This is a genomic window from uncultured Gilliamella sp. (assembly GCA_945271295.1).
Lineage (GTDB): Bacteria > Pseudomonadota > Gammaproteobacteria > Enterobacterales > Orbaceae > Gilliamella.
In genome coordinates this window covers 20,404-44,773 of sequence record CALYPG010000023.1, presented here as the reverse complement: position 1 = coordinate 44,773, position 24,370 = coordinate 20,404, and the positions used below count along the sequence as shown (strand labels likewise).

Annotated in this window: 26 protein-coding genes, 1 other RNA gene and 1 pseudogene; 15 read left to right on the top strand and 13 right to left on the bottom strand. The window is 33.6% G+C overall.

Annotation, left to right across the window (positions count from 1 at the left end; all coding sequences use genetic code 11):
- Positions 1 to 19: 19 nt before the first annotated feature.
- The 6 genes from Q0K76_RS10625 to Q0K76_RS10600 form a co-directional block, all read right to left on the bottom strand.
- Positions 20 to 901 (bottom strand): tyrosine-type recombinase/integrase, encoded by an 882-nt coding sequence (locus Q0K76_RS10625; RefSeq protein ID WP_294615483.1) that lies wholly within the window; start codon positions 899 to 901, stop codon positions 20 to 22.
- A gap of 156 nt (positions 902 to 1,057) precedes the next feature.
- Entirely contained in the window at positions 1,058 to 1,567 is a 510-nt protein-coding gene (locus Q0K76_RS10620; RefSeq protein ID WP_294615481.1) for a DUF3828 domain-containing protein, read from the bottom strand.
- A 253-nt stretch (positions 1,568 to 1,820) separates the two neighbouring features.
- Positions 1,821 to 2,564 carry a hypothetical protein gene (locus Q0K76_RS10615; protein WP_294615479.1) on the bottom strand — a complete coding sequence of 248 codons (744 nt, stop codon included), beginning with the start codon at positions 2,562 to 2,564 and terminating at the stop codon, positions 1,821 to 1,823.
- Positions 2,565 to 2,600: 36 nt separating this feature from the next.
- Entirely contained in the window at positions 2,601 to 3,893 is a 1,293-nt protein-coding gene (locus Q0K76_RS10610; RefSeq protein WP_294615477.1) for a hypothetical protein, read from the bottom strand.
- 257 nt (positions 3,894 to 4,150) lie between these two features.
- Positions 4,151 to 4,978, bottom strand: coding sequence for a hypothetical protein (locus Q0K76_RS10605; RefSeq protein ID WP_294615475.1), 828 nt, complete (start codon positions 4,976 to 4,978; stop codon positions 4,151 to 4,153).
- 16 nt (positions 4,979 to 4,994) lie between these two features.
- On the bottom strand, positions 4,995 to 5,558 hold the full coding sequence (locus Q0K76_RS10600; RefSeq protein ID WP_294615473.1) for a hypothetical protein: 564 nt from the start codon (positions 5,556 to 5,558) through the stop codon (positions 4,995 to 4,997).
- Positions 5,559 to 5,802: 244 nt separating this feature from the next.
- On the opposite strand from Q0K76_RS10600, the gene Q0K76_RS10595 reads away from it, so the two are divergent.
- From Q0K76_RS10595 to Q0K76_RS10570, 6 genes are all read left to right on the top strand, one after another.
- Positions 5,803 to 5,934: a hypothetical protein gene (locus Q0K76_RS10595; RefSeq protein ID WP_294615472.1), complete on the top strand. Its 132-nt coding sequence runs from the start codon at positions 5,803 to 5,805 to the stop codon at positions 5,932 to 5,934.
- Between the two features lie 64 nt (positions 5,935 to 5,998).
- Positions 5,999 to 6,363: a transfer-messenger RNA gene (gene ssrA, locus Q0K76_RS10590) on the top strand.
- Between the two features lie 187 nt (positions 6,364 to 6,550).
- Complete coding sequence (locus tag Q0K76_RS10585) at positions 6,551 to 7,801, top strand: integrase domain-containing protein (RefSeq protein ID WP_294615470.1); 1,251 nt, start codon at positions 6,551 to 6,553, stop codon at positions 7,799 to 7,801.
- 1,239 nt (positions 7,802 to 9,040) lie between these two features.
- Positions 9,041 to 9,937 (top strand): hypothetical protein, encoded by an 897-nt coding sequence (locus Q0K76_RS10580; protein WP_294615468.1) that lies wholly within the window; start codon positions 9,041 to 9,043, stop codon positions 9,935 to 9,937.
- Positions 9,938 to 10,096: 159 nt separating this feature from the next.
- A complete protein-coding gene (locus tag Q0K76_RS10575; RefSeq protein WP_091348728.1) occupies positions 10,097 to 10,297 on the top strand; it encodes an AlpA family phage regulatory protein in 201 nt (66 codons plus the stop codon).
- A gap of 217 nt (positions 10,298 to 10,514) precedes the next feature.
- The gene (locus tag Q0K76_RS10570; protein WP_294615463.1) at positions 10,515 to 11,153 is read left to right on the top strand and encodes a Rha family transcriptional regulator; all 639 of its coding nucleotides are present in this window, start codon (positions 10,515 to 10,517) and stop codon (positions 11,151 to 11,153) included.
- Between the two features lie 439 nt (positions 11,154 to 11,592).
- On the opposite strand, the gene Q0K76_RS13055 is transcribed toward Q0K76_RS10570, so the two are convergent.
- The gene (locus Q0K76_RS13055) at positions 11,593 to 11,757 is read right to left on the bottom strand and encodes a YlcI/YnfO family protein (RefSeq protein WP_363322473.1); all 165 of its coding nucleotides are present in this window, start codon (positions 11,755 to 11,757) and stop codon (positions 11,593 to 11,595) included.
- 199 nt (positions 11,758 to 11,956) lie between these two features.
- On the opposite strand from Q0K76_RS13055, the gene Q0K76_RS13050 reads away from it, so the two are divergent.
- Genes Q0K76_RS13050 through Q0K76_RS10545 form a run of 5 tightly spaced genes read left to right on the top strand, consistent with a single transcriptional unit; the run spans position 11,957 to position 15,489 of the window.
- Complete coding sequence (locus Q0K76_RS13050) at positions 11,957 to 12,298, top strand: hypothetical protein (protein WP_363322472.1); 342 nt, start codon at positions 11,957 to 11,959, stop codon at positions 12,296 to 12,298.
- Positions 12,267 to 12,515: a host cell division inhibitor Icd-like protein gene (locus Q0K76_RS10560; protein WP_294615459.1), complete on the top strand. Its 249-nt coding sequence runs from the start codon at positions 12,267 to 12,269 to the stop codon at positions 12,513 to 12,515. The genes Q0K76_RS13050 and Q0K76_RS10560 overlap by 32 nt, the downstream gene beginning before the upstream one ends.
- Positions 12,508 to 12,741, top strand: coding sequence for a hypothetical protein (locus Q0K76_RS10555; protein ID WP_294615457.1), 234 nt, complete (start codon positions 12,508 to 12,510; stop codon positions 12,739 to 12,741). Before Q0K76_RS10560 ends, Q0K76_RS10555 begins: the two co-directional genes overlap by 8 nt.
- Positions 12,734 to 13,108, top strand: coding sequence for a hypothetical protein (locus tag Q0K76_RS10550; RefSeq protein WP_294615455.1), 375 nt, complete (start codon positions 12,734 to 12,736; stop codon positions 13,106 to 13,108). The genes Q0K76_RS10555 and Q0K76_RS10550 overlap by 8 nt, the downstream gene beginning before the upstream one ends.
- Before the next feature lie 11 nt (positions 13,109 to 13,119).
- Positions 13,120 to 15,489 carry a primase-helicase zinc-binding domain-containing protein gene (locus Q0K76_RS10545; protein ID WP_294615454.1) on the top strand — a complete coding sequence of 790 codons (2,370 nt, stop codon included), beginning with the start codon at positions 13,120 to 13,122 and terminating at the stop codon, positions 15,487 to 15,489.
- 514 nt (positions 15,490 to 16,003) lie between these two features.
- Here Q0K76_RS10545 and Q0K76_RS10540 read toward each other — a convergent pair.
- A complete protein-coding gene (locus Q0K76_RS10540) occupies positions 16,004 to 16,900 on the bottom strand; it encodes a LysR family transcriptional regulator (RefSeq protein ID WP_294615452.1) in 897 nt (298 codons plus the stop codon).
- A gap of 131 nt (positions 16,901 to 17,031) precedes the next feature.
- Between Q0K76_RS10540 and Q0K76_RS10535 the strand changes: the two genes are divergently transcribed.
- From Q0K76_RS10535 to Q0K76_RS10520, 4 genes and pseudogenes are all read left to right on the top strand, one after another.
- Entirely contained in the window at positions 17,032 to 18,228 is a 1,197-nt protein-coding gene (locus Q0K76_RS10535; RefSeq protein WP_294615451.1) for an MFS transporter, read from the top strand.
- Positions 18,229 to 18,339: 111 nt separating this feature from the next.
- Positions 18,340 to 18,588, top strand: a pseudogene (locus Q0K76_RS10530) (alpha/beta hydrolase); the annotation flags it as partial.
- An 81-nt stretch (positions 18,589 to 18,669) separates the two neighbouring features.
- Entirely contained in the window at positions 18,670 to 19,059 is a 390-nt protein-coding gene (locus tag Q0K76_RS10525) for a cyclophilin-like fold protein (protein WP_294615447.1), read from the top strand.
- Positions 19,060 to 19,228: 169 nt separating this feature from the next.
- Entirely contained in the window at positions 19,229 to 19,432 is a 204-nt protein-coding gene (locus Q0K76_RS10520; protein ID WP_294615446.1) for a heavy-metal-associated domain-containing protein, read from the top strand.
- A gap of 227 nt (positions 19,433 to 19,659) precedes the next feature.
- Here Q0K76_RS10520 and trkA read toward each other — a convergent pair whose 3' ends face one another.
- The 5 genes from trkA to Q0K76_RS10495 form a co-directional block, all read right to left on the bottom strand.
- Complete coding sequence (gene trkA, locus Q0K76_RS10515) at positions 19,660 to 21,021, bottom strand: Trk system potassium transporter TrkA (protein ID WP_294615444.1); 1,362 nt, start codon at positions 21,019 to 21,021, stop codon at positions 19,660 to 19,662.
- Positions 21,022 to 21,098: 77 nt separating this feature from the next.
- On the bottom strand, positions 21,099 to 22,094 hold the full coding sequence (trpS, locus tag Q0K76_RS10510; RefSeq protein ID WP_294615442.1) for a tryptophan--tRNA ligase: 996 nt from the start codon (positions 22,092 to 22,094) through the stop codon (positions 21,099 to 21,101).
- Positions 22,095 to 22,117: 23 nt separating this feature from the next.
- The gene (locus tag Q0K76_RS10505) at positions 22,118 to 22,813 is read right to left on the bottom strand and encodes a phosphoglycolate phosphatase (protein WP_294615440.1); all 696 of its coding nucleotides are present in this window, start codon (positions 22,811 to 22,813) and stop codon (positions 22,118 to 22,120) included.
- A complete protein-coding gene (rpe, locus tag Q0K76_RS10500) occupies positions 22,806 to 23,483 on the bottom strand; it encodes a ribulose-phosphate 3-epimerase (protein ID WP_294615438.1) in 678 nt (225 codons plus the stop codon). The genes Q0K76_RS10505 and rpe overlap by 8 nt, the downstream gene beginning before the upstream one ends.
- 42 nt (positions 23,484 to 23,525) lie before the next feature.
- Entirely contained in the window at positions 23,526 to 24,341 is an 816-nt protein-coding gene (locus Q0K76_RS10495) for a Dam family site-specific DNA-(adenine-N6)-methyltransferase (RefSeq protein ID WP_294615436.1), read from the bottom strand.
- Positions 24,342 to 24,370: the final 29 nt, after the last annotated feature.

The following is a 24,370-nucleotide window of genomic DNA, read 5'->3' as shown; positions in this document are numbered from 1 at the left end:
CACCTACCTCATAAATAGGTTATATTTTTAAATATTTCCATTCCCTGCCTCTGCTATCATTATAGCGGTCGGTCATTGCTTGTGATTTGTGACCTAATAGTGTCATGGTATCTATTCGTTGTTCTCGGTATAGCCTTTCAGCAAGTGAGCGTATTTCATGAAATGTGGTTGGGGTTCCGGTCCAATAGTCTTTTTTAAATACTCTATCGCGTAATCGAGCAAATTGGCGGGTTATGTCTTCTAATTTTATTTGTTTATTATGGCGACTGATTAAATAATCGTTGTGGCTTGCTTGAATAATGTCAAGCAAACTCGTTCCTATTTTTTTGCATTGTAATTTTATTGGTAATGCTATTTTTGCCCCAGTTTTGTACTGATTAATCAGTAAATAATTTCGTTTAATATTTGATTTTTTCATTGCAGCGATATCAGAACGACGTTGGCCGGTTACTAGTGCCAACATCATTGCATCGTGCATAAGTTTATTTCCTGTCCTGTCAGCTTCATTTAAAATCTTTTTGAATTCGTTTAATGTCATACGGCTACGTTTAACAACAACCTTTGGGCATTTTATTGGGTCAGTAGGATTTTTATCATTCCATCCTTGGGCATACGCTTCTCTAAATACATCTTTTAATAAGTGATACATACATTTAGCTGATGGTGCTTTATTTTGGTCGGTGTATATTTTGATTAATTGAGATATATCGAAAGGGGTAATTTGACTAACCAGTTTTTCACCAATATTTTGTCGAATCACTTTTATTAAATACGTTTTAATTTCAATTGTTTTAGGTTTTAAATTACGTTCCGCTAAGATTTTTATATATTCGTGTAGCCAATTATTTACGGTTTGTGATTTTGTACTTTTTGCTTTGAATAACTTTGATAAAAAAAACATAGTTCCCTCTATTTTCTTAAAATCAGTTATTTTGACTAAAAGTGTTAAATTTGACTATTATTTTTTGACTTTTTACTGTTATATCAATCTTGGTTGATTGTCACGCCGGGCCGGTCACTCATAGCAATTCATCAATTAATACTCTCCTTGTAATTACTATTTGTTGTTCTTTAAATTCAGATTGTTATCATTTAAGATACTGTCAATTAAAAAATCTCCATTTGAAGTTTGCTCTAATAATATATCTATATATGTGCGTTTTTCATCTTTTTCGCCAAACAATAAAAAACTAACTCTATATTCATTCGTTTTGGTTAATGGTTCTATTTTTAAGGTTTTTTTTAAGACATCTTCAGAATAATCTTGAGATTGTATAAAAGGATCATAATCAAGTATAAGGTCTTCATCGTTAGATAAACTATCTATTTTATTTAAAAGCGGTTGAGAGATATATTTCCTTTTTAATTGTTCGTTATTATCGGTATATTCATTACCATAAAAGGTTAGATAAAACTCTGATAACATTTTTATTCCTTGATTGATAGTGCTATTGGATGTGGCATTTGTATAAATAACTTCAGAGTTACTTTTACAATTGGCAAAAAAAGGGATTAAAAGTAGTAAAAATAATAAGTTCGTTTTTAATTTACATGATATGTCGTTCATAATGTTATTCCTTTTACATTATATTTAGTATGAAGAAAAAATAATAAAAATCTTGATAAAAAAGCACCACATTCAAATAAAGTGATTTTGTTATTAATGCTATTGGTAGTGAGACTAGAACCCTATCATTAATCGTATATAGCTATTTATCATGGTTTAACTCATAGCTATATATGACTCACATGCTCGTTTCATAGCTTCTATTCTGTGCTTTTCCTTTATTCAAAACGTTATTGCTATAATCAAGGATAATCTATTTGAATATCGGACATTTTATATCATTTCTTATTTTTTCAATTTTATTATCTTTAAAAATAAAATAACAATCTTGATAATCTTCAGAGTCAGGTGTTTCATAATAACGCGCTTGCAATAAGTTACTATCAGGTTTACTGAAAAGTTCTATAAAATAATTCGTTACAGTATTATTTTCAGGGTTTGTGGTAAAGTCTGTTAAAACATTTGAAAAGTCTTTTCCATCAATTAAACTTGTTAAAGTATAATACCTACACCCATAACCACAACTATGTAATCCTATATTGTAACTACCGGCAAAATTAATAATAGGCGGATTAACAGCTTTCCCTAAATCGTCAAACCAAATACCATTTTGTTGAGTATAGCCTTTAGGTGGTATCGTTTTTCCCTGATAAATATCAACCAAATATTTATTAAATAAATCACTATTTATATCAGTAGTATGAGATTCAATTTTACTTTCATAAGAGTTTAATTTATTAGTTATTTCTTTATTATTCTTATATTTATTTTTTAGTTCAGATAAAGTTTTATCAGTTCCTTTACAATATTTATCAAGTTGAATATTTATATCTTGAGCATTATCCATTTCAGATTCCCCGGATATTTCGCCTCGAAAATGATCACATTGCTCTCTTTTTTCGATAAATTGTGAAAGATCTAGCGGGTATTTTCCCTCTGCATAAATACTTGGTGAAGCTAAAAATATTGTAAAGATCGAAACTAGTATTTTTATCATCATTATTTTCCATGGTTCATTTAAAACAAACTTTGCTCAGCTTGGTATAGTGAAGTGTTTACTTGAACATGTTTTTTTTCCATTAATGGTATCATCACACGTCATTGATTCTACCAGTATGATTTTACCTTCGTTATTAATCTTATAATTACGCCAGGAATCAACTAAAGTACCTTCTTCTAGGGTAGACACTTCCAGGATTGAAAGCGTTAGTGAGGGATCAATAAAATAATACTGATGTTTAACAAAAAATGCATTAATATCATATTGCTCTTTGTAAATGATCAGTTGATCTATGATTCCATTGTTTTTTTCAGTAAATAGCGTAATTTCAATGTAATCGTTACCTTCTGATAACGATTTTTTTGTTTCTTTTATATAGATATTAAAATTGTTGGATTGCCAAATGTATATTTTTTTGTTTGGTTCTAAATCTTGCTCATTTTGATAACCATTGTCTAAATTTAAAAACTGATCGTAGGGGAAAGTAATTTGTGAAAGGACACAACGCTGCGCATCTTGTTCAGCTTGCTCTGTAGTTCTGTTATAAATATTTTTAGTTGTACATGATTTGTTGATTGATTTAATCGCAGTCTTATTACTAACAAATATATCGCCTTCATATTTGTTAAATAGAGTCGTTTGCAGATTTTCCTGCGGCAATGTGACATTGTTTTTAATAATCCAGCCGGTAACACTACCCCCATTTCTTTTTTTATAAATAACATTATAAAATCCTTTAAACTCTCCAGAAACCTGAATATTATCATTTTTTATGATAAATAAATTATTATTTATTTTGCAGTTTTCATCGGGGGCGGAATAAAAATAAGTACGCCCAGCTTGTGAAATTTTTAGTTCTTTTTTAGGAAAGAAAACAGTTTGATTTAATAATGATTTATTGTTTATTTCAGTGCAGTTATTGGCATTTTGCGTATCTATTCCTTTGCGACAATTTTCAAATAACTCAGCATATTCTTTATTAAAAGATAAGGCTACAGGATGATTTGGATCGATATCAGCTGATATATTATAGAGCTGTTGGTGTTTTGTATCGTACTTTATTATGCCATTAATGGCCATTTTATTGGTGTCAGAAAAAATATTTAACACTTGTTTATCATAATTAATATGAGCCAATATTGTATTATGATCATCCGCTTTAATTAATAAATCACAAGTTTTTTTAGGAATTTCTTTAAAAGGGAAATTACTACTTTTAACTAACTCAGTTAAATAGTCATAACATTGTGGATTAATCTTATTGGCCAAAATAATTGGAGAAAATAGAAGTAAACCAATAAATACAAATGTCTTTTTTCGTATCATTAAATTCTCACTGTTAGTAAACACCAATTTCACTAACAATACAACTGTCCTATATAGTTATTAGAATTGATTGCTATTGTCTTTTTTCCTTGCTGGATAAACTAATTTATATTTACAAGAAATTATTGAATTAAATTTAAATTATCCATCATCATTATATGAAATTTTTTCTAATAATCTACTTTTCTATTTGTTTAATTTTAAATTACTTTTGTAGCTAACTATTTAGATAAGTTGGTTGCCGTCTGTTCTGTTCTTTATTTACAAACATCAGTATCTTTACACATAATCCAACCTTTTATTATCCCTTTTTTAGCATTTTGATACTCAATAGCCAACCATCCAGCTGTAATATCTTTTACAGAAACCTTATCCCCTTCTATCAGATACCTTTTTGTTTCATCATAATAATTTGGTTCTTCTTGTAATTTTGTTTTTCTTAAAATAGTAGCTTTTATTACATTATTATTCATCCATTGCATGAACAAATTGCTAGACAAAGTAGCAATTATCGCTTCTTTAGTTTTATAAGGATACGTATAGGCATTAATTGGCAAATCAATTGTAAGATTATTATCTATCGCTTCATTTGTTAACGGAATGTCTGTTACATCAGCTCCAATACCGAAATAATTAAATAACTTTTCATTTGACAGAAAAACGCCTTTAGATGTTTTATTATAAGCAAAAACAAAATAACAATCTGATGAATAAGGAACTCCGGCATTTTCAGGAGAATTCGCTTTAAATATTACAAATAATACCGATTGATTTTGAAAATCGTGAATAAAAGCATCCTCTATTTTTCCTGGACCTCCCCAATAAGGCATTAAATCTATTGGTATTTTTTTATCAACATCTTTTTTAAATAAAGATATAGCAATTCTGTAATCAAATGGAGTATTAATAATATCCGGAGTACTATATTTCTCTTTTGTAAATATAATTAGATTTTTGTTATCGAGGGATATGGCGGGAAATTCTGTACTTTCATTTGTAATTTTTTCTGGTTCATTTGAAAAAACATATTGTGAAAAAAATAAAGTGATTATTGCGATAATGAAGGTTTTATACATTTTTTTCATTTATTAATACCATTATTTAATAGTCAAATTTAGAGCAACCTATCATTGAAACACCATCTTGATTTGTTGTTTTTATAATAATAGCTTGATTTTCTATGCCATATGGATTTCCTAACTCTGGTTTACTCGTCAAAAAGGTAAAAACATCATTTTCTTCAATTTTACCTGCAAATAAAAATTTATCTAATCCATGATTTTCAATTATTTTTTTCAAACTGCTTGGCGAAGCTTGAACAAATGCATAAAAAACAGCTCCACTATCTTGATAAAAACTTATTTTTTGTAAATTAAAATCAAATACTGTAATAGATTTATTATTAATTAATACTTCTCCTTCATAACTTTGACTGTCTTCATCTGTAGTGATATCTATATCAAATCCTAATTGTTTCATTTGAGTTACAAAATCTTTATCGATGATAGAGATTTTTATCGCTGGATTTTTACATAACACCTTGCTTTCTATCCAATTTTTGAACTTTGGTATGGTATCAATTTTTTCATTTGCATGAATACATGCAACAGAAAATATACAAATGAGTAATAATATAATCCGGTTATTGATACATTTGTGGTACATATTGCTAAATTCTCATCATTCAAATTAGAATATTTCCATTCTATCTTATTTTACTGCAAGAGCAGTATAATAATGCCTCTGATTTTGTATTGCACATGGATAAATCTTGCCTTTTTCATGTGCTCCCTTTAATGCTTCTTTTATTAACGCACGCGTTTCCTCAGATTTCTAATATTTCCTTACTAATTGTAAGATCTGATATTGGTTTGCCTTAGATAGGCTTTGCTAAATAGTACCTGTTTTATTGTCACCGCATGTTGGTTTGGTAACTATTGAAAGCTATTATGCAATGGCAAAATGTACTGTTGATAATATTATTGCCGCATTAAAAGACGAAAAACCCACCAAGAATTGGGTTAAACCAAAAGTCGGTTAACTTGTATTCCCACTTGAATTCACCTATAATGCCCCGATATTGTCATTAGTTACAAATCACAATTGGGGCTGATTCTGGATTCGACGGGATTTGCGAAACCCAAGGTGCATGCCGAGGTGCGGTAGGCCTCGTAAATAAACCGCAAAAAAATAGTCGCAAACGACGAAAACTACGCACTAGCAGCTTAATAACCTGCATAGAGCCTTCTCTCCCTAGCCTCCGCTCGTAGGACGGGGATCAAGAGGAGTCAAACCTAAACGAGATCGTGTGGATGCCTTGCTTGGGGCGGAAGCATTAAATTTAATCAAGCTAGTTTATCAGTGGCGTGTTTGTCCGCAGCGGGTAGGCGAAATTCAAAGACAAACTACGCATGTAGTACCAAGGATGTAGAGATTTCGGACGCGGGTTCAACTCCCGCCAGCTCCACCAATTCACTATTTCGTAAGATTCTTTTAAACCCACTAAAGCACACCAAATATAGTAACAATAAGCCTTTAAGCCTATTTCCTTACCCTGTAAGCATCAGTAAGATACATTTACATTCATATTTTTTGGGACTATATTAAGGACTACGCGAACATAGTCCTATAATTTCATAGTCCCAAAAGGTGAAAGTATGCCTAAAAGAATAGCTCCAATGACTGATACACAAATTAAGAACGCCAAGCCGCAAAGTAAGGATTATCCTATTTATGATGGAAATGGTTTACTTTTGCTTATCAAGTCAACAGGGACAAAAATATGGCAATTTAGATATTATCGCCCTATAACGAATAATAGGACTACGGTCAGTTTTGGTAGTTATCCCGAAGTTTCACTACAGCAAGCGCGAAAGCAACGCGACGAAGCACGCGAATTAATTAAGCAAGGCATAGATCTCCAAGAACACAAAGCAGAACAAGAACAGCGTAAGCATGAAGAAATTACCAGTACATTTAAGAAGATTGCTACAGAGTGGTTTAAAGTTAAAAGTGGTAAAGGTCTAAGTGAAAAAACTTTAAAAGGAACTTGGAACTCATTAGAGTTACATTTATTTCCTTATATTGGTAATAAATCCATTTTTAAATTAAAAGCCAAAGACTTTATAAAAACAATGGAGCCATTAAGGGCTAATGGTAAGTTAGAAACAATCAAAAGACTTTGTCAGCGTATTAATGAAATCATGTTCTATGCGGTTAATATTGGCTTAATTGATGTTAACCCAGCAGTAAAAATAAAAGATGCCTTTGAAAGCCCCATAAAAGGGCAAATGCCAACGATTAACGCACAGGATTTACCCGAATTTATGCAATCTCTTGCTATGGCTAGAATTGAATTACAGACGCGCTGTGTAATTGAATGGCAATTATTAACCATGACACGTCCAAATGAAGCAGTAGGGGCTAAATGGCAGGAAATTGATTTTGATAATTGCTTATGGATTATTCCTGCCGAAAAAATGAAAATGAGACGAGAGCATACTATCACGCTCAATAAGCAAGCTATGGCGATATTATCAATCATGAAGCCTATAAGTGGGCATAGAGAGCATATATTCCCAAGCATGAAACCACCATATACCGCGCCAATGAATAGCAGTACAGCAAATATGGCAATTAAGCGCATGGGTTACAAAGGCAAGTTAGTAGCCCATGGATTAAGGGCTTTGGCAAGTACTATATTAAATGAGCAAGGCTTTGACCCTAATATTATTGAAGCGGCACTTGCCCACGTCGATACTAATAGCGTAAGACGAGCCTATAACCGCGCTACTTACCTAGAACAACGGCGCATTATGCTTGACTGGTGGGGTGATTTTGTAGAGCAAGCAAGCCAAGGAAATGTCTCTCTATCAGGTAACCGCAATTTAAAACTAGTCAATCAGTAACCATCTCACGATATAAATATCCTACCTCATATTTGAGTTACACTTTCAATTATTAATAAGATCCACTCCTCAGATGTGAGGGGTGCTTTTCAAATATCACCCTTAACATATGCCAGTTATTAAACTGGTTTTTTTATACTTACCCCCCATTATTCTAAACTTTTCATTAAAAGTGTTCACTACTATTCACCTTTTTAAATTAATTAATATATATCAATATATTATATACTTATTATATATATATTTTGGTGTTCACTAGTATTCACTAGTGTTCACTCCTATTCACATTTAAATATAATCTTGATCCTATTGTTATCAAATTGATTTATATAAAAATTATTAAATGCTATGAAATTACTATTGTTATTAATCAATAAGTTATATTTTAAGGCGATCTTAATATTACAAAGAACGATTAAATACTTATTAATATGATGGTAATGAATAAATGAATTTTAAAAAAAAGGTTTCAATTCGCGGTTTTGCATAAAAATGAGGGTGAGCGGTGTAGAAAGATTAAAGCTATAGAAATTTACTACCCCCTCTCTACTTGGCTTGAAGAATTTAAGGACACGTTAGAAGCGGTATAATTACTTTGATTGTATGGGGTGTTTTTACAAATAATACTTTTAATTAACATAACTACATCTAGACTGATTAGAATTATAATTTTGTCAGTTCATAAAATTAAGTCTGATGATTTGGTACGCACAAAGGTACGCACGGAAAACATACTTAATAAATGCGAACTAAATATTGCTTGCATGGGGTTTGTTTTTCAAAACTACTATTCACAATAAAAATAGGTATCCAGTGAAACGGCTTTAAAATGGTGGATACTAATAATAGAAGTCATTGCTTAAGTAAATCATTGCTTGATTGTAAAAGTCAGCTATCTTCATAATGAAGACAACTTACGATTACACCCTCTTTCATGGGGTTGAATTTCAAAGCCCAATAAAGGGATATTTATTACCTTGCTGATAAGCGCGCTTGATGTTTTGACGCAGCCCGACGGCTCAAATATTGATTGCTATTTTTTACAAATTTTCTCATTTAATTATCCTTAAGTATTGTTTTTTACTTTGTAATTTTAACATAATTTATTCAATGTATATAAATACAGTGTTATAATGTATCTAACTGTATATTAAAGCATTATTTGCGTCTAGGCTGATCCCCGAACATTCGCAACCCTAGCGAACTGGCGCAAATATCTATTAGGGGCGTGAGGGGCGTATGGATATCTTTAGAAAAATTAAACAAGAAAAATATAATTTGATAGATCCAATTGATTTATTTACAGAACTGTCAAATTTAATAAATGAACCTATAACCATAGTAGCTACAGCTTTTATTCGCCTAAACAACAAGAAAGCATCAGTCAATATTTACCCTTATGAATATGACCCAGTAAACGGTATCAAGAAAAGTCTACAGAATCATGAAAATTTTATAGAAGCCATTATAAATGGTTATGAAAGAATGATTATTACTGATGAAATTGACGATTATTGGGTGGGTTTTTGGGGTTTATCTAAAAATGGACAACTTGATTATGATATCAATGGAATTAGGGCTTTTAAACCTTTTTACTTTATCCGTGAAGAAGTGAACGACTTTTTAAATTTACATTCTATACCTTTGCCTCCATGCATTACTAAAAAAGTAATTAATCATACTAATAATGATTGTGTAAATAATGACAATAAACATCCACAACAACTAAATCAGCTTGAGCAAAAATCAGAAGAACAGAAAAAAAGTAATTCTAAATCTGTTTACATCCTACCTTTAGATATTACTGATACTGGCGATTTAACAGAAGAAATCAATCAACTTAAACTAGATAATCAAAAGCTAACAGAACAGCTAAATGAGGCCAAACAAGAAATTGAGAAATTAACAAAGCAAGTTCCTATTTTGTTAGGACATCTTAGACATGATGATTTACTTTTACTTGCAATTAAAACAAGAAATGACATTTGGGGAAAATATACAGATGAAGATCCTAATTATAAGCCATTAAGCTCAACCCAAATAAAAAATAAGATAAAAAGAAATAACCCCCACCTTTCAGATAGGGAGCTATCTTCAATAGAGTTAGTAGCATGCCCATTAAAAAGGGGAAATTAAAAAAAACCTATAATAGTGATTAAGTCATATGTAGCAAGGGGTTAAGTCACTATAATAGTGTTAGCATTACTATAATACTGAACTATTATAGTATTCCCTTATAGTTATTCAATTCGGTACAGTTACCTTGTTTTATAAACTTTTAAAAGAGGTAACTAAATGACCAACCAAATCCTATCCAAAAAAGAAGTAAAAGCCTTACTTCACTTCAAAAGCGATACTAGCCTTTATACGCTAGAACAGAAAGATGAAACTTTCCCCCAAAGAATCAGAATAGGCTTACGCCGTGTTGGCTATCGAGCTGATGAAATTTATTCTTGGCTTGAATCTCGCAAAGTAGAACGTCGCGAGGTGGCATAATGGAGATAAAGCAAAACCCTTTATATAACGAAATAGTAAAGGGCTTAGATTGGAACTTAGACGTCTCCAATCATAGTCAATCTTGCTATAAGTGTCTACATAAAAAGATAACTATTTAGTTAATTATTTAAGAACAAAGCGCATTTTTGCGCTGACGGTATCCCCTTGCCTAAATTTAGCTAAATGGGGAATAAATAGACAGATTAGGAGATAAAAAATGGCAGATTTAACCACAAAAAACGATATTGAATTAATTGAACATAAAGAGCCCAGAATAGACAGCCGATTAGTTGCTAAAGAAATGGGAATTGCCCATAAAAGTTTAATGAATTTAATAAGAGCTAATAAAAATGAGTTAAGAGAATTCGGCTCACTGCCTTTTCAAAAGGAGGCGAGAAAAAGAGATATAGGGGCGGTAACTGTCAGTTATTCGTTACTTAATGAAAACCAGTTCGATTTTATAAGCCGTATTGCTCGCGGTAAAGATCATAAGAAGATTATTAACTTTAAAATCAGAGTAACAAAAGCCTTTGCCAATAGTCGCAAGCGTGAAACGGTTAAGCGCGAATCATTAGCCTATTACCATGAAAGCCGAGATTCATTATCAACTATGCAAGGAGTAGAAAAGAAACACTATATAAACCTCGCTAGAGCTGAAAATAAAATGATTGGCTTATCTACTGGACAACGCCAACAAGCTAATGAAATTCAGCTAGGTATGCTTATTTGTTTGCAGCAGATAGAAACGACAGTATTTAAAGAGATTGGCTCACCAACGGAAGCAATTAGAGAAGTAAGCCGACGATTTAAGCAACTAGCTAACCTTATTAGTCCAGTTAAAGAGGTGGCACAATGATCTCCCAATCGTGTTTAAGAATATTTAACGCCCTAGCAATAGGGCAATATACCCAAGCCTTAAATAATCGCTTATTTGATCTCTACGGCATTATTACGGCAAGTATAAATACCACCAAACGGTGGGAATTAACTCAAGCTATCCAAAAGGTGAAATCTTTCTTCTTGGTCGGCAATGAAGATTTTATTGATATCAATAGCCAATCAAATAGCTACTTTTCTGTAACTAATTTAATTTTCCGACACGTTAGGCAAGGTTTTTCGGTGGTCACTACGCGCGCGCGCATGTTCTTTAAAATTCATTGCATGGGGTTGAATTTCAAAAGTAGGTTTCTTGAGTCCATAAAAAGAGAAAATAAGGAATTTAAGGGAATAATAAAAAAAGAACCTAAAGCGAAAATAAAACAAATACCACCAATCAGTGGTATTAAGTTAAAAGACTATTTCTTATTTGATTTAGCTAGTTTTTCGCGACAAGTAGCAATAACCCAAGCTGAAAAATTAGTATTTTCTTTCTTAGCTTGTTCATCTATTTGCTCTATTAAGTCGTGGGGAAAGCGAATTCCTTTAGTAAAGGATTTATTATTTTTATATCCAGTTGCCATAAGCAAAGCTATCCTAATCAATTCAGTGTTTGAACACTATACATTAAAAAATAATATAGAAAAAGTATTGACGTGTATATGCACCTTAATTTATAGTGTTTATGCACCTAATAAGTTTATTAGATTAAAAAAGCAATGCCCCGAAGTGCTACCAACACTATCGAGGCATCTAACCACAAACATTAAACGGAGTAATGCTATGGCTAATAGTAATGATACCCTATACCCAGAAAATGGGCAACTTGACCTACCTAATTTACTTTCTGTCTTAAATCTCTATAAGTCGGATATTCCGACCTCTAACTTATTACAAGCTAAAGATCATTTTGAAGAACTACAGCAATCTATTTTATGCGGATTCGGCGCGATTGGTAATTTAATGTTTTGGGCTTGTGAGAGTGAGGATTATACAGAGCAAAACTTAAAAAATGATATGCGCGATATTGGCTATTTATTAAAGCAACTAAAGGATGTAGCTTATTTTGCTTTGAATCAAATTAATCAATTAGATGCCGAACATAGCAATAAGGGAGGTAAATAGCATGCTTGAAATGAATTATAAAGAAAAAATTAGTCAAGTAATTAAGCTATTTAAATTCTATGACCTTTCAACGGCTCAAGTAGTCCAAACAACGGCGACAACCGAACGTCAGGCCAGAAAGAACTTAGGTAAGCAATCCCTGATATTTATTGCAAGAATTCGCTTACATCCAATAGTCGAACGTTCCCGAAATTGGGGAGGTTACATCCATGACTGATAAAAACTTTAAATTAGTTGGCGAAATAGAAGCCAAATTACTCCAAGCGCAAAGCATGGCTAAAATTGCTTTAAATAATCATAACTATAAAAGTGCTGGATATGATGAACCATTTATAGAGCATACAGATATGGGCAATTTATTGCGGGCAATTATTGATTTGTCAGATATCGCCTACAACCAACTTCAAAACATCGGAACAAATGGAGGTAATCATCATGGATAACAAGCAAGAAGTAACCGCAATTCACCATAGTATAGTTGATTCAACCATGGCTATTATAGCAGGCTTATTTTTAATTGAGCAGATTAATAAAAACGGTGCAAAAGTATTTATTCATGACGGAATCAAGATTGATATAGACAGGAATCTGATTGTCCTTGGTCTAAAAACCGTCCTTAAAGATTGTTTGATTGAAGATTTCGGCGAACGCGAGGGATTAAATCGCACTTATGGTTTGTTAAAGGCAATGTACTTTGAAAGTAGTGATAAACCTATGGAACTAACACAATCAGGACGAGAAATGCTTGAATCATTATTTATTGATTTAGCCATAGACATTAAAGCCGAATCTGGCGCGACTATTCATTAAAGGGAGATGTAATGAAAATAAGTGAAATTACAGCCCAAGCGGTAGGTAAATGGGATTATATCTTTCATTCATTAGGCATTGAAGTGGGTAATGGCAAGCATTGCCCATGCCCTATATGTGGTGGTAAAGATAGATTTCGGTTTGATAATCAAAATGGACGAGGTACTTATATTTGTAATCAATGTGGTAGTGGTGACGGCTTAGAACTGATTAAACACTATTATCATTGTGATGCTAAAGAATCATCCATTAAAGTGGCGGAATGTTTGAATCTGCCTAATCAAAGTGACCAAATACGAGATAAAACCGTATTTAAAAAGATAGCTTCTGAACAGTTACATAATAACAACATACCAGAAAACCCAGTATGTAAAAAAGTAGAATATTTACTCTCTAAAGCAACATTAGGACAATCTGAGTACCTCACCAAGAAAGGGTTAACCTTTGACTTACCTTTACTGGATAACGGGCGCATTTTTGCGCCTATGCTGAATCTTGATAATAAATACGCAGGCGGTCAATTTATTGAGCTAGACGGCAGTAAGCACTTAATGAAAGGCTCAAATAAAAAAGGGGCGTTTATTTTAGTTAGCTCAATTTTGAGCAGACCTGCCGAGGTAAGTGCAAAAGTGCGCTCACATAATGAGATTATTATTTGTGAGGGTTTGGCCACCGGAATATCGATAGCGCAATTCCGCCATCAGTCTCTTGTTATATCAGCCATTGACGCAGGTAATCTTATTCATGTAGCTAAGGCTATTCGTGAACTAAATGCTATGGCTAAAATCATCATTGCAGGCGATAACGATATTGGCAGTGACAAAAACACAGGGAAAGAAAAAGCGATAGAAACAGCGCAAGCCGTCAATGGCTATTACTCAATACCTGATACCGATTTCAAAGCAGATTGGGATGATTACAGGCAACAATTTGGACTTGAGAAAACCTCAGCTTCATTTAATGCAAACCTTATAAAACCTGAGTTACAAACCGAAACGAACCATAAAATGCAAAAAGATTTATCCACCATGAATTTATCGCAAATGGCATCCAGTCAACGCGCTGACCTTTTAAAACAATATTATGGTAATAACCTCGTGATTAATCTTGGAACAGATGAAATCTACCACTATCAAGATAATGCATGGCGACCTATTAGCGATAAAGTCTTAATGCGAACGTTAGCCGAATTATTTACCCAATCAGGCGAACCATTTAACCCCTTAAGGATAAGCTCAGCAGTTGAATCGCTCAGGCTATCACTGCCTATAATGGGAATACCTCAAAAAGATGTAATCTGCTTTAAAAATGGAGTGTATGAGCTAAAAAGCCAAACCTTTAGACCACACAATAAGCAAGATTGGTTATTAGTCAGTAACGATATTGATTATTACCCTGCCAAGGAAAAAGAATCTCTTGAAACTCACGCGCCGAATTTTGCTAAATGGCTAAAAAGAGTATCAGGCAATCAAGATAAGGCTAAAAATATCCTTGCTTCACTATATATGATATTAGCCAATCGGCATGACTGGCAATTGTTCCTAGAAGTTACAGGCGCAGGCGGTAGCGGTAAAAGTGTTTTTGCTGAGATTGCCACCATGTTAGCAGGTAAAAGTAATACCGTAATAGGCACAATGGACGCTTTAGAGAAAGCAAGAGACAGAGCCTTAATTGTGGGTTATTCATTGGTTATATTACCCGACCAACCGCGCTACATGGGCAGTGGTGCAGGTTTAAAAGCAATTACCGGTGGTGATGAAGTCGCAATAGATCCAAAACACAAGCAACCTTACTCATGTAAAATTCCTGCCGTGGTATTGGTAATCAACAATGAAGCAATGAGATTTAACGAGCGCAACGGCGGTATATCTCGACGCAGGGTAATCTTTCACTTTGGCAAGGTCATACCCGAAAAAGAGCGAGATTTAAACTTAGTCAGCAAAATAGAACAAGAGCTCCCCTCAATTGTCAGATTGCTATTAAATGAATTTACCAATCCTATAGAAGCGAAAGAAAGACTACACAAGCAACAACAATCAGAGGAAGCAACCGCGATTAAACGCGAATCTGACCACTTGGTGGATTTTTGTAGTTATCTTGAAACTCTTGATTATCCTAATGGGATGTTAATTGGCAATTTAGGCATAATACCATTTAACCCTAAGAAATATTTATATCATGCTTATATTGAGTACGTCCGAAACACAGGGCTTAATAATCCATTGTCCTTGAGTGGCTTTGGAGCATCATTAAATTATGCGATAAATGAAAATAGAAAGGCATATATCAAGAAGCGCACTAATACCGGTATAAAAACTAATTTAGAAATAAACTTAGACATAAGCAAAGACTGGCTACCAAGAGCAGAAGAACCTAGTTAGTTGTTATTATTTGTTATCATATAAACCGCTTAATTTTGGCGGTTTTTTTATTTAGTGAACACCTAAAGTGAACACTTGTGAATAGTAAATCCTAAAGTGTTCACCGCCTAAAGCCTTTTAGAATAAGGCTTAAAAGAAATAGTGAACACCGTGAACACTTTTTTATTAAATTTTATTTTTATGGGGGGTAGGGTCAATTTCTACAGATTTTAATCATCCAAACCGCTCGCCCTCTTTCATTTTAACGCTAACCCGATTTTTTTAATTTTTATGCTTTATGTAGCAGGATAATAATATCTAATTTATGGGGTCATTTTTTATTTTGGGACTACGTTTGGGACTATGAATTGCATTTTATAAATATCATTTCCTTATTTTAAAAGGATTAAGTTGATATGATTCAGTTTCCGCCAGCAAATAAAAACCTCACTTTATAAAAATAAATATACTCTGTTTTAAGTTAAACTAACATTCACTATAGTTAAAGGCGTTTAGGTGCTAAAGCTATGTGAGCTTAACTAAACTCACACACCTCTTTTACTTTTGCTAAAAACAACTTACTTGCATTTGATAAGACTTGATCTTTTTTCCAGATAATATTTAAACCAGACTCTAGTTTTGGTGCAAATGGTTTAAAGCATATTTGACTTTCATCGCTGGTGTTCACTAGTTCATCAAGAGTGATGGCATAACCAACACCTTCACGGACCAATATTGAAGCATTAAAAATCAAGTTATAGGTTGCGACAATATTAAGTTTGGTAGCCATATCACCAAGCCAATTAATGACATTATTTTTAGATAATGATTCTATTAATAACTGTCTGGAACAAATAATTGGCAAATTAGCTAAATGGGAAGCAGTTATTGCATTGAATGTGGCTAAAGGGCTGTCTTTACGCATTAATAAACCCCAGACCTCTTTGCTTGGCATAGTTAAGTAATAGTAATTAGAGACATTAACCGGTTCAATTACTATGCCAAAATCAAACAAGCCTTTATCGAGTTTTTCCATTACATATTCAGAATTACCACTATAAAAATGAAAATGAATCTGTGGATAGTTTTCTTGTAGCTCTTTGGTGATGCGGGCAATATAGCTAAAGGCTTCTGTTTCACCGCAGCCGATATGAATATTGCCAGTAATATTTTCCTTTATATCCACAAACTCGGCTTTAGTTTTATTGACTAAATCTAGAATCTCATTTGCCCGTTTACGTAACAAAATACCTTCTTCCGTTAAGCTAATACGGTGATTGCTGCGATTAAATAACTTTTTTCCCAGTTCATCTTCTAATTCTTTTAATTGGCGTGAAAGTGTTGGTTGAGTCAAATACAAAGCATTAGCTGCCGCTGTAATACTACCTTCATTGGCAATGGCTAAAAAATACTTTAATACTCTAATATCCACTTATCTATTCTCTTATAAAATCATATTTATGCCTAAAAGGTATTATACACCATAAAATATAGGTATTTGTTATGAACCAATAATGTGATTAGAATTTAATTAAACATACATTACTAGGTAACTTATATATCGTGAGAGAACAAGAATTATTTGCTGTTCCTAAACATACTTACTGGTTAGCTATTTTGTCCCTGTTTATGGGGGTATCGAGTCTTATTACCTCTGAATTTATACCAATTAGTCTGCTAACACCTATTGCGCATGACTTAAGTATTAGTGAAGGTGTAGCTGGGCAGAGTATCACGATGGTTGGTGTTTTTGCTGTGATTACCAGCCTATCGTTGTCTCCTGTGGTTAAACATATTAATCGTAAAATTATTTTGCTCAGTTTTTCAGTTATGGTGATTATTTCCAATCTTATCGTAGCATTCTCCCTAAACTATACCGTTCTGTTAATTGGCCGAGCTTTATTGGGTATTTGTGTAGGTGGTTTTTGGTCAATGGCGTCGGCGGTAACACTACAACTGGCAACACCTAAAGATATATCTCGAGCACTAAGTATTGTCTATGCTGGTGTTTCGATTGCCACTATCATTGCCTTACCGCTTTCAAGTTATATGGGGAATATTATAGGATGGCGTAATGTTTTTATTATTGCGGCCTTAATGGGTTTAGTCTCTTTAATATGGCAACTCTTTACGTTACCATCAATACCCGCTCAAAAGGGAAATAGCTTTAGTTCAATGTTTAATTTATTACAACAACAATGGATCTTTATTGGCATATTGGCAATTATATCGAGTTATGGTGGTTATCATATTGTTTTTAGCTATCTACGACCTTGGTTACAAAATGATCTTCAATTGGCATCAAACATAGTCACGCTTACACTGCTTTTATTTGGTATTGCTAATTGTGTTGGAACACTTATAGCTGGTTTATTTTTAGGACAATTTTTTAAAATCACCATGGTTATGGTTCACTTGTTATTTTTTGTTATAGCAATAACACTCTTTTTTAGCAAACACCTTATTACGGAAAACCTAATAATGATTTTTGTTTGGGGGCTTTTATTTGGTTTTATTCCTGTTGGTTGGACAACTTGGATAACGCGTACATTATCAAATAAAGCTGAATTAATGGGTGGTTTATCTGTTGCTGCTATTCAACTTTCTATTGGTTTGGCCGCAGCAATTGGTGGCAATTTATATGATTATTTTGGTAGTGGTGGACTTTTTATTGCATCTGCAGTCGTTATGTTATTCGCCATTTTACTTATACATCATAGTTTTTCGATTTATTTAAAGATGATGAATAAACCGATATAACCGTACTGTTAAAAAAAGTACCATTGACTAATGGGGATTATATGAAAAAGCAATTTATTTGGTTAAAACAATCAGTAATGGTAATTACCATAACCATTACATCTTACTTTTACCAGTAATGTTAAATTTATGAATTTTTATCCATTTAATGACCTGGAAATTATCTCTCCACGGCCACTTTTATTTATCACTGGTGACAAAGCACACTCTAAAGCGTTTAGTGAAGATGCTTACCAGCGTGCCTTAGAACCTAAAGAGCTTTACTATGTTAAAGGGGCTGGGCATGTGGATCTCTATGATCGCGTTGACCTTATTCCATTTGATAAATTAACCGATTTTTTTAACAAATACTTAAAGTAAAATTTATTTTACAAGGCAGAGGGAGCTATGATTAAACTATGCTACAAGCTGCTAATTATTAATCTACTTATGGTATTTTTTATGCAAGTTCACGCTACTAATAATAAAGCTAAAATAATCGCTGATATCAAAATAACCATTGATAACCAACCTGTTATTATTGAATTATTTGATAACGCTGCTAGCAGGCAATTACTAAAGCAGATTCCTCTTACCTTAGAATTATCTGATTTTGCCGGGGAAGAAAAAATAGCCTATCTTCCTGATAAACTAATCTTGCAAGATACACCTAAAGCAAACACAATACCGAGTGATTTTACTTACTATGCGCCATGGGGAAATTTAGCCATATTTTATAAAGGTTATGGTCAAGCTGATGGTGTCTATGCATTAGGTAGGATTAAAGAAGGAAAAGAACTACTTGCTCAACTTAAGCAAAATACTACCGTTACATTAGAGTATATCGATTAAACATACACTTAATAAATATAGCTATCGAGAGTTATTTAAATGAGTATTGATTCTCGCCAATATATATTAATAATAAGGTTTATTATTTATGTTCATTTTGTATTGGTAAGCAAAGAAGCATATACTTGTTTTGCTGTGTTAGCATTTATATATTAAAAGAGAGGCGAGTATGAAATTGATAGTTGACAATATGAGCTGCCAACATTGTGTTAAAGCTATTACTAAGGCAATTAACGATATTGATCCTAAAGCTAAAGTAACCGTTGATTTGGCTAAACGTGAAGTTAATATTGAAAATGGCACCATTTCGCAAGAAGCAGCAATAGCTGCGGTTGACGAAGCGGGTTATCAATTTGTTGGTATAGCTTATTAAGTGTTGCTAGTTAACCTTATTCGATGTTTAAAGTTAATAAAGTGATGGTAAGATGCTGACTTATTGCCCACCTTACCATTGACTAGAACTCCATAGAAATGACTTCGAATTAATAAATTCTTAGCTTATTGCCAATTTAATTAGTTATTTAATTCCAAAGGATTTTATACTGAAACGTATGCTTAACCTGAAACTTTTTTACAAAATACAACTTAGTTTAAAACAAGTTATTGTAATAATCGTTCAATATCGGTTATAGCTTTCCTATCTGACAGGAAGATGATTAGATGATCATTATTTTCAATAGTAAGATCGGTATTGACAATAATCACATCTTCACCGCGTACCACCGCACCTATTGTTGCGCCAGACGGTAGTTTTATGCCATTAATGTTTTTCCCTACTAATTTTGAGCTTTCATTATCGCCATGCGCTACTATTTCGATAATTTCAGATTCTCCTTGCCTGAGCGAGACAACTTTAACTACCCCTGTTTGCCTTACATGACTAAGTAATTCTGAAATAGTTGCGTGTTGTGGTGAAATTGCTATATCAATCACACTATCATTAATCAGTTCGAGGTATGCTTGGCGTTGAATTGATACAATTACTTTTTTAGCACCCATGCGTTTAGCAAGCATAGATGACATGATATTTGATTCATCGTCATTTGTTACGGCTATAAACAGATCAGTTAACTCTACTTGCTCTTGTGATAATAACTCTTGATCTGATGATTCACCATGTAATACCGTGGTATTAATGAGTTGTTCGGCAATAAGTTCTGCTCGCTCCGCATTACGTTCAATGAGTTTTACTTGATAATCATTTTCTAAACGTTTAGCTAAAGCTACCGCTACACCACCGCCACCACTGATAATAATACGTTTATAAGGTTTTTCTAAACGTTGCAGTTCACTGGTTACTGCTTTTATATTAACTGGCGGTGTAATAAAATAAACCATATCACCCGCTTCTATTAAAGTTGAACCAATTGGGCGAATAAAACGATTTTTACGATAAATTGCCACGACTCTTGCTTCAACATGCGGTAAATGCTCTTTCAGTTCTGAAAGTTCACTCCCCACTAGTGCCCCACCATAATAAGCGGTGACAGCAACCAAGCAGACACGGTTGTCATAAAAAGAGGCAAATTGTAGTGCCCCTGGATATTGGATTAATTGGCTAATATGGTTAGTGATAAGATTTTCTGGGGCGATGATATGATCAATCGATATACAATCTTGGTTAAAAAAAGGATAATTTTCATCATTATATTCAGGTGCTCGAATTCGTGCGAGTTTTTGCGGCACCTTGAAAAGTACATGGGCAATTTGACATGCCATCATATTAACTTCATCAGAATTAGTGACTGCAACCAGCATATCTGCTGATTCAGCACCTGCACTTTCTAATACTTGTGGATAGGAAGATTTACCTAAGATTACTTGCAAATCAAAACGTTCTTGCAAAGATTGTAGTTTATCCTGATTTTCATCAACGATAGTAACATCGTTTTGTTTTTCGGTAACTAGATATTCAGCCAGCGCGCTACCTGTTTGTCCTGCACCAAGAATGATAATCTTCATAGCCCATCCACTGTATCATTAAAATGACTATAATACCTTGCCTACAACTCAATTGAGATGATAGTTAATTATTTTGTTTAGACAAAACCAATTGCGTCATATACCTTTTTCAACGTTGGTTCGGCTTTAGATCGAGCTTTTTCGGCACCTTCTTGCATAATAGCGAACAGGTAATTTTCGTCACTACGGTATTGGTGATATTTGGTTTGTAATGTTGTCAGCATATTGATAACTTGCTCGGCAACTTCTGTTTTTAGGTGACCATACATTTTACCGGCAAACTCTTGTTCAAGTTCGGCAATGGTTTTACCTGTTACACCAGTTAAGATATCTAACAGATTCGACACGCCAGCTTTATTGTTAAGGTCATAACGAACAACAGGCGGTTCATCTGAATCAGTTATTGCTCGTTTAATTTTTTTCTCAACATCTTTAGGATTTTCAAGTAATCCAATGACATTATTGCGGTTAGTATCTGATTTAGACATTTTTTTAGTCGGTTCTTGCAGTGACATTACTCGGGCACCAACTTTAGGAATAAATGGTTCCGGAACAGTAAAAATCTCACCATAAAGCGCATTAAACCGCATGGCAATATCCCGGGATAATTCTAAATGTTGCTTTTGGTCATCACCAACCGGAACTAAATTGGCTTGATATAAAAGAATATCGGCAGCCATAAGGACCGGGTAATCAAATAATCCAGCATTAATGTTTTCTGCATAACGTGATGATTTGTCTTTAAATTGAGTCATACGACTAAGTTCACCAAAATAAGTGTAACAATTTAATGCCCAACCTAATTCAGCATGTGCCGGGACATGTGATTGCACAAAAATAGTACTTTTTTGAGGATCGATGCCACAGGCTAAGTAAAGTGCCATTGTGTCTAGTGTCGCTTTGCGTAATTTGATTGGATCTTGACGAACGGTAATCGCATGTTGATTCACAATGCAATAAACGCAATCATATTCACTTTGCAAGGCGACCCAATTTTTTAATGCGCCTAAATAGTTACCAAGTGTAAGTTCTCCTGATGGCTGGGCACCACTAAAGACAATAGGTTTACTCATAATTTATTCCTAATTTATGCTAATTATTTTTTTGCGTCAGCTTTAGGCTGAGGTAGTATAGTTAAAATATCTTTAAATTCATCAAATAAAAAATCTGGCTGGCTAGTAGCGATGGAGATGCCATAGTTATAACCATAACTTAAAGCAACTGTTGGGCAGTTGGCATTTTTAGCCGCACTAATATCATTTTTAGAATCACCAACAAAGAGGAGTTGATCATTAAACAAACCGAAAGTGGCCATTACTTGATAAAGTGGCGCTGGGTGTGGTTTTAACTTAATGACATCACCACCACCAAGTACTAAAGTAAAATAGTCTTTAATCCCTAATGAGGTTAGTAACGCCGGTAAAAATTGTGCTGGTTTATTGGTAACTAATGCTAACGGATAATGATTTTTATAAAGGGTGTCTAGGGTTTCTTTAACATGCGGAAACAATTTTGTTTCTGCATCAATGACTTTATCATAATGTTTATTAAATAGATTTTTAGCGTCAGTAAAAAGTTGTTGTGATAATTCGACTTTAATTGAGGTAAATACTCGTTCTAACATTACATCAAGGCCATTACCCACCCAGTTTTTGACTTGTTCATTAGTCACGGTCGGTAATTTTAAATCAGCTAACATCAGTTGTAGAGCCAGTGCTAGTCCCGGTACGCTATCAACTAAAGTTCCATCCAGATCAAATGCTATGGCTTGTATATCATCTAATTTACGCATGCTTAACTCCTGCTAACTCTTTGCGCATTGCATCAATAACGGTTTTATAATTTGGTTGCCCAAATATAGCTGAACCAGCTACAAACATATCGGCTCCAGCTTTGGCTATTTCAGCAATATTTTCCACTTTTACACCACCATCAATCTCCAAGCGAATATCACAGCCAGAGTGTAAGATGCGTTGTTTAACTTGTTGTAATTTTTTTAAAGTTGTGGGAATAAATGATTGCCCGCCAAAACCCGGATTAACCCCCATTAATAAAATAATGTCAATTTTATCAATGATATAATCCAAATAATCAAGAGGTGTAGCAGGATTAAGTACAATACCTGCTGTGCAACCATGATCTTTAATTAATTGTAAAGAACGATCAAGATGTATGGTTGCTTCTGGATGAATGGAAATATTGGTTGCTCCTGCTTTGGCAAAAGAGACAATTAGCTCTTCAACCGGTGAGGTCATCAAATGAACATCAATGGGGGCGGTAATACCATAATCACGTAATGCTTGGCAAAACATGGCACCCATAGTTAAATTGGGCACAAAGTGATTATCCATGACATCAAAATGCACCACATCAGCACCCGCATCTAATACTTTTTGCGTATCTTCGCCAAGACAGGCAAAATTGGCCGAAAGTATTGATGGGGCAATAATAAATTGTTTCATAATCTACCTCTTGATGGAGCTTATACGTAAACTCATTTAAGATCATTCATATAACGCTAAAATCTCATCAATTTTTTTACGTCCTTCGCCAGCACAACTAATTGAACGTCGCATTTCGGCGCGATACAAATAACTGGCTTTATTATATAGTGTTTTGGTGTCATCTGTATAATGATTAGACACTAACACCGGAATTCCATTTTTATGGGCTATTTTTTCAGCTAAACATGATAGCTTTCTATGTTCTTCAAATCCAAAGTTATTCGAATAATACGCAGTAAACCCAGCAGACTCGTTCGAAGAAAGATAAGGAGGGTCACAATAAATGACTGAATTTTTTTTGGCCATTTTCATTACATCCTGATAAGGAGCACAAATAAATTGCGCAGTTTGCGCTTTTTGAGCAAAAAAATACAATTCCTTTTCAGGAAAATAAATCGTTTTATAGCGACCAAAAGGCACATTAAATTTACCGCTATTATTATAGCGACATAAGCCGTTATAACAGTGTCGATTTAAATAAACAAATAAAAGTGATCGTAGGTATTGATCACTACTGCCGTTAAATAAATCGCGCAGTTGATAAAATGCTTCAGCTTGATTATTTTGTTTCTTAAAAAAAAGTCTAAGATCGTCGATAAATTCTTGTGGTTTTGATTTAAGCAGATTAAATAACGCAATTAAGTCATGATTGATGTCCGCTAAAATATAACTTTTATAGTTGGTATTTAAGAAAACAGAACCTGCACCGACAAAGGGTTCAATTAATTGATTCCCTTCTGGTAGATACTGTCTGATGGTATCTACAAGCTCATATTTTCCGCCAGCCCATTTTAAAAAGGCTCGTTGTTTCTTCAACGGATACTCCTATTGTGTTGTTGGTAGGA